The 14,010-nt window shown below is 42.4% G+C and carries 10 protein-coding genes and 1 tRNA gene; 2 read left to right on the top strand and 9 right to left on the bottom strand.

Annotation, left to right across the window (positions count from 1 at the left end):
• Positions 1-167: 167 nt before the first annotated feature.
• Both nadA and ACNKW3_RS17935 read left to right on the top strand, forming a co-directional pair.
• Positions 168-1,208 (top strand): quinolinate synthase NadA, encoded by a 1,041-nt coding sequence (gene nadA, locus ACNKW3_RS17940; RefSeq protein WP_427400709.1) that lies wholly within the window; start codon positions 168-170, stop codon positions 1,206-1,208.
• A gap of 89 nt (positions 1,209-1,297) precedes the next feature.
• Positions 1,298-1,388: transfer RNA gene (locus ACNKW3_RS17935), tRNA-Ser, on the top strand.
• 180 nt (positions 1,389-1,568) lie between these two features.
• On the opposite strand, the gene ACNKW3_RS17930 is transcribed toward ACNKW3_RS17935, so the two are convergent.
• From ACNKW3_RS17930 to ACNKW3_RS17890, 9 genes are all read right to left on the bottom strand, one after another.
• Entirely contained in the window at positions 1,569-4,553 is a 2,985-nt protein-coding gene (locus ACNKW3_RS17930; RefSeq protein ID WP_427400708.1) for a hypothetical protein, read from the bottom strand.
• 2 nt (positions 4,554-4,555) lie between these two features.
• Entirely contained in the window at positions 4,556-5,428 is an 873-nt protein-coding gene (locus tag ACNKW3_RS17925) for a hypothetical protein (RefSeq protein WP_427400707.1), read from the bottom strand.
• A 368-nt stretch (positions 5,429-5,796) separates the two neighbouring features.
• Complete coding sequence (locus ACNKW3_RS17920; protein ID WP_427400706.1) at positions 5,797-6,417, bottom strand: hypothetical protein; 621 nt, start codon at positions 6,415-6,417, stop codon at positions 5,797-5,799.
• Entirely contained in the window at positions 6,417-9,692 is a 3,276-nt protein-coding gene (locus tag ACNKW3_RS17915) for a fibronectin type III domain-containing protein (RefSeq protein ID WP_427400705.1), read from the bottom strand. Before ACNKW3_RS17915 ends, ACNKW3_RS17920 begins: the two co-directional genes overlap by 1 nt.
• Entirely contained in the window at positions 9,680-10,126 is a 447-nt protein-coding gene (locus ACNKW3_RS17910) for a DUF6950 family protein (protein ID WP_427400704.1), read from the bottom strand. The genes ACNKW3_RS17915 and ACNKW3_RS17910 overlap by 13 nt, the downstream gene beginning before the upstream one ends.
• On the bottom strand, positions 10,123-10,761 hold the full coding sequence (locus tag ACNKW3_RS17905) for a hypothetical protein (protein ID WP_427400703.1): 639 nt from the start codon (positions 10,759-10,761) through the stop codon (positions 10,123-10,125). The genes ACNKW3_RS17910 and ACNKW3_RS17905 overlap by 4 nt, the downstream gene beginning before the upstream one ends.
• Entirely contained in the window at positions 10,758-11,372 is a 615-nt protein-coding gene (locus tag ACNKW3_RS17900) for a hypothetical protein (RefSeq protein ID WP_427400702.1), read from the bottom strand. The genes ACNKW3_RS17905 and ACNKW3_RS17900 overlap by 4 nt, the downstream gene beginning before the upstream one ends.
• Positions 11,372-13,714 carry a tape measure protein gene (locus tag ACNKW3_RS17895; RefSeq protein WP_427400701.1) on the bottom strand — a complete coding sequence of 781 codons (2,343 nt, stop codon included), beginning with the start codon at positions 13,712-13,714 and terminating at the stop codon, positions 11,372-11,374. The genes ACNKW3_RS17900 and ACNKW3_RS17895 overlap by 1 nt, the downstream gene beginning before the upstream one ends.
• The gene (locus tag ACNKW3_RS17890) at positions 13,714-14,010 is read right to left on the bottom strand and encodes a hypothetical protein (protein WP_427400700.1); all 297 of its coding nucleotides are present in this window, start codon (positions 14,008-14,010) and stop codon (positions 13,714-13,716) included. The genes ACNKW3_RS17895 and ACNKW3_RS17890 overlap by 1 nt, the downstream gene beginning before the upstream one ends.

Here is a 14,010-nt window from a genome sequence, read left to right as displayed (position 1 = left end):
GTCGTTAGCTCAGTTGGTAGAGCAGTTGACTTTTAATCAATTGGTCGCTGGTTCGAATCCAGCACGACCCACCACTTTCCCCACACTGTCATATTATCAGCATAAAACAATGAACTTTTTATGACGTGAGAGTATAATAACCCTACTGTAATTGACTTTTTAAGACTATGACATTAGCCGCACGTATCGCTCCCATTGATTATCCATTTCCAGCCAAACCAGCACCATTGTCTGTTGATAAACAACAAGCTCTGATGTCAGAAATAAAAGCGCTGTTAAAAGCGCAGAATGCAACTCTGGTAGCTCATTATTACACTGACCCCATTATTCAGGCATTAGCGGAAGAAACCGGCGGTTGTGTATCAGACTCTTTGGAAATGGCTAGATTTGGACGAGATGCCCAAGCTGAACGCTTAATTGTGGCTGGGGTTAAGTTCATGGGAGAAACTGCAAAAATACTTTCTCCTGAGAAACGAGTGTTTATGCCTACCTTAGATGCTACTTGCTCATTAGACTTAGGTTGTCCTGAAAAAGAGTTTACAGAGTTTTGTGATGCTCATCCTGATCGAACGGTTGTGGTTTATGCAAACACTTCAGCGGCAGTAAAAGCACGTGCAGATTGGGTAGTAACCTCCAGTATAGCGCTAGAAATAGTCGAACACTTGGATGAGCAAGGGAAAAAGATAATTTGGGCACCTGATCGTCATTTGGGTGCTTATATCCAAAAGCAAACCGGTGCCGACATGTTAATGTGGAATGGTGAATGTATTGTGCATGATGAATTTTCTGCACAAGCGCTAAAAACCGCTAAACATTTACATCCAGAAGCGGCAATTTTAGTGCATCCTGAATCACCGGCAAGCGTAGTTGCGATGGCCGATGCAGTAGGCTCAACAAGTCAGTTAATTAAAGCCGCTCAGACACTACCCAACAGTAAGTTTATTGTAGCAACTGACAAAGGCATTTTTTATAAAATGCAACAGGCGGCACCGAACAAAGAGCTGATTGAAGCCCCAACTGCGGGGCAGGGGGCAACCTGTAAAAGTTGTGCGAATTGCCCTTGGATGGCCATGAATGGTTTAGAAGCAATGAAACAAGCCTTACTAAACCCTGAAGGCAAAGAAATATTTGTAGACGATGCATTGCGCGAACGTGCAATGTTACCGTTAAATAGAATGTTAGACTTTGCAGCATCGCTTAAAGGTTAATCAAAATATACAAAATCGCTAGATTAATATGAATTCTGGCTTGCAAGCGCGTTAAGTTTTCCATAGTATACGCGCGCTTACCAAATTTCGGAGAGATGGCTGAGTGGCTGAAGGCGCACGCCTGGAAAGTGTGTATGGGTTAATAGCCCATCGAGGGTTCGAATCCCTCTCTCTCCGCCATTTTCTTTTAAAGTCAAACTCCCCAAAAACAAAAAACGCTAGCCAAACATTTGTAGCCGCGCACGTAATTTGAGTTTAACGGACAAATAAAATGAGTTTTCAGGAATGAAAGCGAGAAAAGCCAGATAAGGGCCATGTAATTAATCGCTCTTATCTAGCACTTGAATAATGCTTAAAACCTTAGTTGAATGTTTTAATTAGATTAAGGTACCCACTAAATAGGTGCATAGAATTTGCCCCTTCGTTAGATAATTCAATATAGTATCTACCTGATACTGAAAGTTCAGATGCAAATATTAATACCTCTAAAACATCACCTTTTAAAGATATTCCGTTAGTCATATTCTTATCGATCACTATTGTACTTTGGTCATCCAGATCATAAGCCCTGAAGATAATGTTCGTAAACTTAGATAAATCAAAATAACCATCGTTAAATCTAAATGATAATTTATTATCAGAATCTGTGAAGATAGAACGAATTCCAATATTTCTTTGCTTTCCAAGCTCAATTTCATAATGAGTTCGGTTAAAGGCAACACCAGGGTTTTCAATGTTAACAACATTAACTTGAACTACCACGTCGGGGATTGCATTTCCTGCAGCATCAGCTAACCCTTCCCATCTAACTTCATAAGGTGTACTGCTAGGGGTGTCAGTGTCTACATTGTTGCTTGTTGGAGGTACCTGCCTTGGATTATCAACATTGTCATTCAACGTTAAAACCGGAACAGCAAAGCTTGAGCCAACTGCAATTGTGTAAATAAGTTGAGATGGGGTTAGGGTGTAAGTAGGTGGAGTGGTATCGGCTGGCTCTACTATTTGTACACTCACACTCTGTTGCGGGCTTGGATCGTCTCCATCATTAGCAACAGCAGTTAATGTAATTGATTGAGGGGTAGCTGGTGGCGTCAATGTAATGGTTAACGCATTAGGATTATCTATAGTGCCCGCACTAGCTGACCAAACAATTGTATGAGTGTCGCCTATATCGTCGTCACTAATTGTTGCTGTGAATTCTCCAGTACTGCCTATTTCAATAGAAGCAGGTCCAGAAATTGAGACCGACGGCGGATTATTTATAATAGCCGCAGCTACTGTGACAAACACTTCATCATCATCAGTGTTACCTTGATTATCAGTAACAGTTTTTGTGAGTGTAATCACCTCTTGAGAACTAGGACTATGCCCTGTGTAATCAACTTCCGCAGTATTAGACGGACTGACCGAACCTTTACCTGTGGGTACAGACCAACTAATTGACGCTATTGGGTTAGTACCAACAGTGTCAGCGCCACCAACTGAGACAGTACCGCCAGCGGCAACATTTCTATCCGGTCCTGCATTGGCTACAGGAGAAACTACTGGTGTGCTATCAGTTATTTCAATGTCGTGCATTGCCATTTGATGACTATGTGTAATGCCAGAATCGCCACCAGTCCATTCGGTTGAGTCAATTATATTTACTATTTCACCGCCTGATAACTCGCCGCCCTCACCAAATCGGATTTTACCGCCTGATTCAACCGTCTGACCTACCTCAATGGTAATAGTGTTATTACTCAGTGTAACGGATGATGGAGTAACCACCGTATCATTTGGTTGCACATACCATACGCCTAAATTATCACTTGCCGCGACTTTAGCCCTAAGTGGTGCAGTTTGCACCAAGCACGTCACCACAATAGTTTGCGAACCACCTGTAATGTCACAGGTTGCACTTTGAGTAATAATTGGTTGCCAATTCTCGTCAGAATATGCCCTTGCAAAAAACTCTTCTATTTGCGTATAACCTAACGGGCTTAAGTGCGTTGGATCGGCGCTTGGAGTATCTAACTTGTCATTAAAGTTAAGGTTTAATGAGTGATTAGGTCTAACAAAAATAATATTAGGGTTATCGTTATTTTCTCGTGCAAATTCATATTGTGCCTGTTTGATTTCCCTTGTGCCGCTTTGATTGTTACCAACTTGAGTAAATAGAAACTTAACTGGTAAATTGTTATTACCTGTAAGAGCTCGCATCCTTGTGATATAGCTATTATTAAGACCGCCTAAAAGAGTTTTATAGACTTCCCCAGTTGTCCCTATTGTTTGATCCCTTTCACCTTGCACATGTGATAATACCGCCGCCTCAATAGTTGCGTTTGCATTAACAATGGTTGCATCATTAATAAGCGCCTCAAAGTATCCGCTTTCGTCACCTTCGCTTAGTGTGGCTATATCTTGCGAAGTCTGCGCCCCGTTATAATACGCAAAACTATTAGTATTACCCGTTGTCAATTCGTCTAGTAAAATATGACCTGCTGATTGTTTATCTTGTCTAGGCGAGTATCTATGTAAACCTGATGGGCTAACGTCACTAGCCTGATAGCCCCTTAATACAGTGCCGTAGTTTCTTTGATAGTTTGTACTTCCATTTAAAAACCACTCACCTAATGATTGCCCGTAAGCGCTCCAAAGTGCCAAAGTAATATTTGATGGAATAGGGGCGTTTCTAATCTCTGTTGCATCAACTGGGATTCTAATTCTTGCATCATCAGGGAAATCTGGTAAATCAGCCTCCCAGATTCCATCAGATAAAATAAATTCAAACCTTGCTGGTTCTGATGCAAATGTTAAATCACCGCTACCAGTGCTAGGGCTTGCCGTTGTTCCGCTAGTTTCTAAGAAGTCATACTCTAATGTGGCAACATCACTAGAATTGTAATAAGTTAAGCGTTTAATCCACTCTGTACCGCTACCAATATTAGTAATGTTAACTGATGCACCTATATTCTGACTTGCAATAGCATTACCGTTAACCTCTAGTGAAATATCTTGAGGATCTGCCCCTGCAATAATTTTCAGTATACTCATTGCGCCATGCGAATAATATTGAGCGATATCATATTCTCGAGTCGTGCCTGATGTTGGGATAACTCTGATTGTCGCATCAGTCCGAAAAGGGTTTTTTAGTTGAATAGATGTATCACCGCTTAATAATGTGCGGAATGTATCTGTGTGATTTGAATTAAACTCAAACTCTATTGATTCATTTGCACCTAACGTAATATTTAAACCTGAAACAGATACTCGCTTTGTAAAATGCCTTTGGGTTTCACTTGGCTCTGTTGAACTAGGTGCAAACGTTGCGCTCCCTGCACTAAATAATGCTGAATTAGACATGATTACGCCCCCACAACAACACTAGCCCGTGACCATGCAATCTCGCCTGTACTATCCTCGTTAGCATCTGTAACATCAGTTGCAATAAGAATTAAATCATCACCATTGGATAATGAAGTAAATGCTGCTAGGTCTATTTCTAATGTGCTTGCACTAGTATCTAAATCTGTGCCTGTTGTGACTTCCGATAAATCACTATCAAGAAGGATTGCATATCTCAACCCTGTTTGACTTGAAATGCCAGATGGAATATCAAACGTAACTGTTTTAGTTGGTGATGGTACGCTAGATGTCACCCATTCATAATCAGCGTCTAAATCAAAGCCAGTGAATAATAACGGTTCATTTGCTGTGCCTGTGTCGGGTACTTGAGTTAACGTGTCGTCTGTTTGTTCAAAATCCCAACTGTGTCGAGTGCCAATCGTACATACCCCGATTAAGCTATCAACAACGTTGTTTGCTCCGTTATTATTTCCTATTCGATTAATATCAAATGCCGCCGTTGCAACAACGATTTCCTGACCTAGCCCCTGCTCAGTTTCATTAATAACATAGGTGAATTCGTCGGGGTCTGATGCACTTCCACTAGTGCCACCTGTTGAACCTCTGGTAATAGTAAATGTGTACAAAACCCCTGCACCGCCGCCGTTGCCTACTTGGTTAGAAAATAGATTTGTTTCATTGACTGCACCAACTTTAAATGTGAAATCATTTACGTTGGATAGCCCTACAAGGTCGTTACTATTGAAACTTGCAAACGCCTGTATATTTTCAGTCTCCCTGAACATACTAAATGTCATCGTCTCACCCTCTGCGAGAGTAATAGGGTTTGTCGGGGTTAAATACGCCGCTGAGTTTATGAGATTAATAGCCATTTTTAGCTCCTTAAATAAAAACGCCCTTCTATAAAGCGTTGTTGTTAAACTTTTTACCTAACTTTTCCGGTTAAAACTACCCCGTCGTAAGACCGGGTATATTTGTATCTCTTAAATCCTAATTCTTTTAGCTTACCGTTTAGTTTTGGACGAAGTTCTCGCATTGTTATCCCGTTGTGAATTGTTAGAATTTTTATAAAACACTCTGTTTTACTTAGTGTTTCAATTACACAATCAGTATGCAGCAGCCCCTTGGGATTCCCTGCACTCCAGACCCTAAATATCCACGATGGGGTATTCAATCTATCAACGGTTGTTTGCATAGCATGCTCCTATTGAGCGGCGATAGAGAGTTTATTAAACACACTCTAAATAGCCTCCAGTTGGTCAATGTAACTTTGAGCTACTGTCTGAAAACTCGATAAATCTGAATCCTGTACTGCTTTCTTACCTCTGTGTCTCACGTCGTAAATAGTGTTAAGAATCGTCTCCCAAGCTATTGCCGTGTCTAGGACATTTTGCGCTGCTTGTAAGGGTGTTACTGAGCTGACATCGGCCCACGTTTGAATCATTGGTGGTACTTCGGTTTGGTCCTGTAAATAGTCTTTTGCTTGACTAAGCAATTGAGTGTATTCCTGGTCTATTTTTAAACCAGGACTGACATACCTAGCCCGAGCTCTACCCGCAGCTTGGTCAATTAATGACTTAGCCACATCTTTGCTTGATATGTCAGGAAAATTCGAAGGCAGCTGCAAGCCTGCCTTGTACAACTCTCTAAGTAACACATTCATTTTTGGTAAATTAGAAACGCTTAGCGTTGTTTCAACCTCTAAAAATACGTCTCCGTTGTATGTGTAGCGGCGCTTTGGAAAATAACCAGGATGTATCGTTTGACCACTTTTTACTTGCGATGATTGCCACTGTGGTTTACACCACATGGTTTTTACAATTTCGTTAGTCTGGTCATCGGTAATGGTGATATAGCCCATCAAATCACCTCTGCCTGCAAATAGCCGTTTACGAACGTTGAAGTGTAGGCTGTGTCGTAGGTACCATTAATTGAAAATGTCACGCGCATTGAAAAGTCGACATCTCCAGTTGAATTAAAATCCCAAAGGAGATCGAATTGCTGGTTAAGCTCATAAGTGGAGGACGATGGATCATATAATGTTTGACCTGCTACAACCGAAGAATCACGCAATATTTCTACGGTCATCCTAGTGGGTCTATCAATAGGTTCACCACCTACTAATTTTGCAGCTGAAGCACTACCATGAAATCTAGCCCTAATTCGAACATTGCCGGCAGGAGCTGTAAGTGATAAGACAGTTTGCGTTCCTGGCGATACAGCACTTGGGTCATCTTCTCTAATAACATTTGAACCTGGCGAATCTGCTCCTGGTTCACCAGGTGGCCCTTCTTCGCCATCCTTTAAATAAAAGAAATAAACCAATACTTTTGCGCCGGAAGCATTATGAGTGACGGTAGCAGTTGGCGTGTGCGTGTTATTATTAATAACATCTAGTGTCATGCCGCTAAGAGGCTCTCCATCGGCTGTTTGCACAAATATACCGACGGATGTCACAGTGGCACTTATGAAATCAGTATTTAACTCAACGCCATTTAATTCAAAAGAAACTTTAACAGTACCTGTATTATTTGTCGGGCTTAAGGTTCCGTCTGACAATCTTTTCCAAATCACAGTATTATCATCAACACTAGTAATGCCTAAAACGGCATTTTGGCCTGTAGCACCTTCAATAATGTTCTCCCTGAACTGGGACCACCCATTGTTTGACCAGGTTATCTCGCCAGTCTCAGTATTAAGAGACGCTGTGTACTTTGTCTGTGAACGCCAGGTAATTTTTCCACTTTCAAAATTAGGTAGATCGGTTGTGCCATCTGGAAAAGTTTCTGTGGTACCGTCAAAGGTTCCGCCAGTTGGAATAGAGGGGCGACTTGTACCATTTTTAAATACATATGAGGTAAACGACCCATCGACACCGTTGAAATAGTCAACACCTAATTCAGGTGTATATCCTGGCGGAAGCGTTAAAGAAGCATCGCCAGTATTTGGATCTATGGTTACTGAACCGTCTTCATTTTGTGTATAAATTGGAATAGGAGCATGTTGGCCATCAAACACAGTCACGCTGCCGTTTTCACCAGTTATAGTGACAGAGCCGTTGCCATTATCAGTAACCGTTGGCCCGTCACCCTTGTCTCCTTTGGGTCCTTTTAATACCCCTCTAGCTTCCCAGCTTCCCTCCACTTTTTGCCATACCTGAAAGGTAACCAAAAGGATATACCAGTCACCATCGGTTCCTTCATTATCATCTGGTTCAGCCGTTCCAGATAACCACTTATCGCCGTCTTGGCCATAAATGTTTCCATCTAGCTGCCATTGACCACTCACCTTTAAATACACAATACCATCTGGGAATTGAAAATATCGTTGGCCATCTTCACCAACGGCGTTACTTGGAGGTGCGGATCCAGTTAAAAATGTACTAGCAGCTGAGCCTGCAACTTCCGTTATTGTTATATTCGTTTCTGTTGCAGGGCTCTCTCTCTCAAACCGATTTATTGCAACAACACTGACTTTGTATTCGCCTTCGTTTAAGTTCGCCAAGTCAGCCTGCGTAGTCTTGACCCATCTTTCCGGCGGATAAGAAATGTTACCATCAGGGCTGGTAATAGTAATTTTATAGTCAGTTATAGAACTTGGTGCAGGGTGACTCCAAGTTAAGTATCCAACCCGATTAGCCACAACGGTTTGCGTAAACCCAATTCCTGTTACAGGCTCAACTTCAGTCGCATCTGGTAGGCTTGAGTATTCAGGTAAATTTAAATTAGCTTCGGTGAAATCATCGGCGGTTAAACTAACGTCCTCAATTTCTATGGTCAATATGGTGCGATTACTTTTAAAATCCGGCTTAAAGTTGCGAATTATAAACTCACCGTCTATGCCCATTTCATTGTCAATCCATCGAACGCATTTGCCAGGATATAAATCAATTCTTAACCCCCTGATAGGAAGTTGAGCAACAAATCCAGCTCTATTTCTTCTTAGATGTAGGCTAGCTAATCTTTGAACCTGGCGCGGACTGGTAACTAGTGGATATTGGAGATTATGCTCTAATACGCTTCCATCACTAACAATTGCCTGATCGCTTTTAACCACAGGGGCATCAGTAAACTGCCATTTAAGATCGGGTGCAACATACTCGGCCCGTACAAAATTGGTCAGTTCTTTTTCTGGTCGGTGCGGTTGATAGTCAGGTACCCCATCTAAATCTGCGTCTGTAATAGTCGTTGTATAGGGTCCAGAATAGGCTGCACACACCAAATACACTTTACCTGAAGGTCTGTAAATATTTCCGGCGCAACACTTTAACAACTCCTTAAGACCGTCTGGCGGGCGAATACTTGTATTTAAAACGCCGTTTACCATGTAACGAGACTCAGACATCACTTGCCCTAAGTCATCCTCATATAACATCTCTTCATCACAAATATTGGCTTGCGCTGCCATGTGAGAAAAGGGAATGCGAGTGTTAGGGATAGGCTTATAGCCATAAAACCTTACATAATCATAAGCACATAAAATTGCGTTACTGCTGTACTCCCAAGTGCTTGAATCATTTGCCCGATGCTCACCATTGCCACCCCTGAGACTATCTTTTCTCGGATCATAAATTTTTCGGCCCTGGACAAAAAACTTTATATCGTTGACGCCACTGGGGAATAAATTTGGGTCAATTTCGACTTTCAAATAAGCATTTGTGGTTTCATATCCAACGTGCTCATTTGTCCAACCCTGAATGTGCTGCAGCGCCAAAGGATGGGCTGCAGTTTGGTCTCCAAGATGAAATGAAGCAGTTACGGCGCTTCCATAGTAGGAAAGCGGATGCCCTTCAATTTCATAAATAGCGGCGCTCTCACATGGGTGTGCTGCAATGTGGATTGCAAAGATATGGTACTGCTTAGAGTTTTCAGTAATTTTTCGGTAGCCAATAATTTGCCCACCCACCACAGTTTCACCGTAGATAATTTTTCTTGGTTGATTGGCTTGAGTAGTAATTTGCTGATCAGCTGCAGGGTTTATATTCCCTTGGTCATATGACGGAACAAGGGCGTCGCCTAAATATTTAGTAGCAGCGGCAACTGCAACACCCAAAGCAACAGCAGCTGCAACTGTTGTCACAAAACCAACAGCTGCAGCACCTGCTGCAACGGCGATACCAACGACTACTGGAGGCATAGACTCACCTCCAAATTATCAATATGCCAAACACCTTGAATGCTTGAAAAAGGAAGATATATAACCCCAGCTTCTGAAGCTGCTGCCACATTGTTTGCACCAAGATAAACAGCAGCGGCAGGACCTTGCTCAGTCTCCACTAAAACAACATCCCCCCTCATCGCCGAAAGAGGGACATCCATGTCACCAAACATTTTAGTAAAGGCAGATTCTATAGAGCCTCCACCAATACTTTTAAGCGCTTTTAAAGCACCTCTTTTGGTGCTGTATTTTCCGCGGTACCGAATTGCAGGGTCTTTACCTGTCATTTCAATAACTGCATCACACGCAAACAAACAACAATCAAATTCACCATATTTAAACGGCGTTTGAATATGTGTTTGAACGTAATTTATTAGGCGTTTAAACCAGTCTTTTTTTCGAATAGGCATCATCGTAATTGCACCCGATTGCGTGAAGAGTGACCAACACCCATACCACCATTGGCAACGGTCTTAGTAGGTAAGGAAGAAAGAGGGCTTCCAGCAACGATTTCGGTCAAATCAAAAATTCTATCGCCAGGATGGATCGATTGCTGAGCTTCATTGGTTGTTCTGGCATTAGTAGCAGGTTGAGACCATCTATTTAACCAATCAGTAGCAGTTATCTTAACGACCGATGGAATACCTTTAGACAATTGACCTCGGGTAAAATTAATCTTACCAACATGGCCATCAAAGATATTGGGAAGTTCATGCTCTATTACTCTATTCTCATCAAGTAACGCCAAGTGCATCACAATCCCTCTACCTTCGGCGTTCTCATTGATGATTGTACTCATAAGCGTTGGATCGAGAACTTTAAGCGTGATGGGCATTTGTGTTGGAGAGGTGGTTTCATCTTCAGTGAAATCGCCTATACCGCCAAACTCGCCTACACCTAAATAGGTTTGGCCTTGGAATACTCGTTCCCCAACGCCGGAATGCGCTCTGACTATGCCACTTGGCCAATCCAATTCAATGAATATCAATTTTCGGCTGGTGTCATCTAAAAGCGCTGCTTCTTGAGCTTGATTTAAATCTCTACTCATCGTGCCCCCGTAAAATCTAAACGGACATTACGTAATAAGCGGCGATTGCTAGCGAACTGCTGAATTTGTTTTGGATCTTTCCATCGCGCCAATAGATTTAAATCTACTGCATTGGTTGTTAATGCCACATTGTTTGTTGTTGGTTTACGAACTTCAATTGCTAAGTTTAGGGTTGCCTTTCCAGTTGCATCACTGTTTACATCGTCCAGCAATTCATTTAATTGGCCGTCTAACATAAATCGTTCTCCAGCTCTGGCACACGTTTGATTGGCGGTGAGGTTTTTCACATTGAGCGCGTAACCATATTGGCCAGCACCGTCGACTAATGGCGTTCCTAAGAATCCCAGTTGAGTTTCGTAAAGTGGATCAATTAGTCTTGTGAGGTTCGTGTGACCGCGAAGCTTTAAAAGATGTAAGCGCAGCGCATTTGCTTGCTCTTTTTCTATAACAGAAAAGTGATAGGAGACCTCAAACCCTTCACCCGGGTTTTGCTCAATTGATTGAGACATATTCACTTCACTCACTGACATTTTTGTATTGGCAACAATGTCGAATGAGCTTCTAGAAGGTGTAAATAAATGCCCAAAGGTTGGAAAGTTAAATATTTGCATTAGGCGGCACTTCCCATTAACGTCTGAGACAATTTCCCATTAGAAGAAAAGTCTCGTTCCAACATTTCATGATATTCAAACAAACCCTGTTGAACGCGCTCTTGGATCATTGCTTCCATTCCTGGTACCGCATTCGTTGCATCTATTTGGATTGTGGGACGTAAATTTATGACTGCAGCAGTGCCATAGGCAGTGCCTGGTTTAGTAACCGCTGCAGCGACTTCTTCAAAGTTTTCACGCTGACGAGGATTTAGCACCATCTCATCCCGACGAACGAAATAGGTTCCCTCATTGGCAGCTGCCATTCTTCTAACACCGTCGTGCGCTTGACCCTTATATGTCGCACCCTTGATATTAGCGACTAAGGATGCACCTTGAGCTGCAGCTGCAGCCATTGCCGGTATATTGGCAGGAAAGGGGATAGCTGAAGCATTAGAAATCGCTGTTGCTAGGTTTAAGATCCCCTGAGCAATGGCAAACCCTTTTTGGATAGCAAACATCACTTTGAAAGCTTTTGATTGCTTACCCCCAAATTGTTCAGCAAGACCTGCCAAGGCTCCAAATATTTGCTGGGAACTGGATAATATTAGATTGTTTTTAGCTGCTGCATATGCTGCTTTATCATCATGATATTTATTATGGGCAGCTAGGGATAAGCGGCGATGTTCATCTTCAGAAATCTTTTGTTGAACTAACGCCTCGTTAATCATGTTCTGCTGACGCTGGTAATGCGCCAGAATCGCTTCCTCTTTGGTCAGCAACGATTCTCTAAGTCTTTCAACGTCACTATCAGAAACTTCTTCAGGACCATCAACAGTTGCAGTACCTTTAATCGGAACAACATTGGAATTCACAGGGTCATTGGCGGCGGATTGATAAACGTCGCGAAGTGCTCTGGCTTTTGCTATTTGGGCATCAAAACTTGCAATTGCAGCGTTTCGCTCTTGTCCAATCGCGATTATTGCGGCATCTCTGGCAGAGTTGGCCGCTGCCACTTGTTGGTCTTTCGCCGCAAGATATTCCGCTGTCATCCCTTCAGCGATTTGACTAGCAGCAGCCATTGCTTCGGTTGCGTTGTAGGTATCTCCGTCCCAAAACGCTAGCTGGTCCGCAATTTCTCTGGCGATTACTCCTACTCGACCACTTAATTCAGCTAGTTCAGCTTCAACTACTTGGGCAAAGTACTTTCCATATGACTGGCCGATTTCAACTATATATTTAAATTCTTCAATTAATCGCTTGGCAGCGTAACGCACGTTTTGTGGAAGTGTTAATACCTGACGCCCTAACCATTGATAGTATTCAGCGATGAAATCAAAAAAAGTAGAGAATGCATCAGAGAGGATATTGAGACCTTCTCCAATTGCATCAGTGTTAACCCCCCAGTTTTCTGCAAGCGCATCAAAATACCCCTCCAACTCACCTGATGCGAATAAAGCATTAACGTCACCTAAGTGGTTACCGATGGCTAAAATACCATCAGCAACACCCGATGATGCACCTGTAGCATCATTGAAGGTTCCAACCAAAGCGCTTATGTTATTTGTTAATACAGTGGTCGCTTGGCCAATTGTTGATTGCATTGAGCCAAATTCTTCGTTAATGATCGAAGACTGATTGACCAGGGCGGCAATTAAAATTTCTGAGGTTAATTTACCTTCAGCGGCTAGCGCTCTTAATTCACCTGTTGTTTTTCCAGTCTCCGCCGCCAATGCTTGCATCAAACGAGGTGCTTGCTCAGCGACAGAGTTAAATTCATCACCACGAAAAGCGCCACTGGCTAACGCCTGCGCTAACTGACGAGTAGATCCTTCGGCTTCAGCTGTTGATGCACCACTAATTGCGAATGATTGATTAATGGCTTTTGTCACAGCTAAAAGCTGCTCATTAGACACATTTAATTCTTGAGTTGAACGATGTAATTTCGCATAAAGTTCAGCGGTTGCCGTATAAGATGAGCGAGTTTGATTAGATAACGAAAGCAAATTTGATTGAATGAGATACAACTCTTCACTGGAGCTGGTCACCAACTTCAATTGGTTATTCAAATTAGTCATTTCGTCAGATAATCGGATAAACTGAGCAATACCTAACGCAGCAATTAAACCAACGATACTTGCCTTAAATCCCCCAACGAATCCAATACCACGTTGCATTCGGCTACCAACTCGACCAGTTGCAGCATCCAAAGCTGTCATTCCAGCACTTGAGCGAGTTGCTTGGCCATTTAGCTGGCGCAACTCCCTCTCAAGGGCATTGATTTCTTTGGCGGTCAAACGAACAGTGCCAACTAATCCTTTATTATCAGCGCGAAGTCGAATGCCAACATTTATATCAGTCATTAATGCCTCCGACTTTTAAGCTGCTTATTTAGATGAACAGCAGCTTCCTTTCCAATGAGTCGTAACCCTTTGTATTCTTCAGGTGTAAACGAGCGCTGCGACATTTCGCAATCATTTTTTATGGCAGTAACATCAAGCCCTAAGCAGACAGAGCTTTCATATCGAAATAAATCATCAACTTCTAAGAACCAGGCAACGGTATCCCAATTTTCAGGCAACACTTCACACACATCGTCTGGTACCATGTGCTGAATGTGTTGCTGAATAACTTCTTCGGATGCACCCATGTCTTTCAT

Origin of the sequence: Glaciecola sp. 1036, from assembly GCF_050306235.1 — a bacterium.
Taxonomy (GTDB): domain Bacteria; phylum Pseudomonadota; class Gammaproteobacteria; order Enterobacterales; family Alteromonadaceae; genus Glaciecola.
This window is presented reverse-complemented; position numbering and strand designations above follow the sequence as displayed.

Bases quoted from the DNA above. Each gene is read 5' to 3' on its own strand.
- ACNKW3_RS17890 (WP_427400700.1), bottom strand. From the start codon at position 14,010: ATGAAAGACATGGGTGCATCCGAAGAAGTTATTCAGCAACACATTCAG.
- ACNKW3_RS17930 (WP_427400708.1), bottom strand. From the start codon at position 4,553: ATGTCTAATTCAGCATTATTTAGTGCAGGGAGCGCAACGTTTGCACCT.
- ACNKW3_RS17895 (WP_427400701.1), bottom strand. From the start codon at position 13,714: ATGACTGATATAAATGTTGGCATTCGACTTCGCGCTGATAATAAAGGA.
- ACNKW3_RS17920 (WP_427400706.1), bottom strand. From the start codon at position 6,417: ATGGGCTATATCACCATTACCGATGACCAGACTAACGAAATTGTAAAA.
- ACNKW3_RS17915 (WP_427400705.1), bottom strand. From the start codon at position 9,692: ATGCCTCCAGTAGTCGTTGGTATCGCCGTTGCAGCAGGTGCTGCAGCT.
- ACNKW3_RS17910 (WP_427400704.1), bottom strand. From the start codon at position 10,126: ATGATGCCTATTCGAAAAAAAGACTGGTTTAAACGCCTAATAAATTAC.
- ACNKW3_RS17925 (WP_427400707.1), bottom strand. From the start codon at position 5,428: ATGGCTATTAATCTCATAAACTCAGCGGCGTATTTAACCCCGACAAAC.
- ACNKW3_RS17900 (WP_427400702.1), bottom strand. From the start codon at position 11,372: ATGCAAATATTTAACTTTCCAACCTTTGGGCATTTATTTACACCTTCT.
- nadA (WP_427400709.1), top strand. From the start codon at position 168: ATGACATTAGCCGCACGTATCGCTCCCATTGATTATCCATTTCCAGCC.
- ACNKW3_RS17905 (WP_427400703.1), bottom strand. From the start codon at position 10,761: ATGAGTAGAGATTTAAATCAAGCTCAAGAAGCAGCGCTTTTAGATGAC.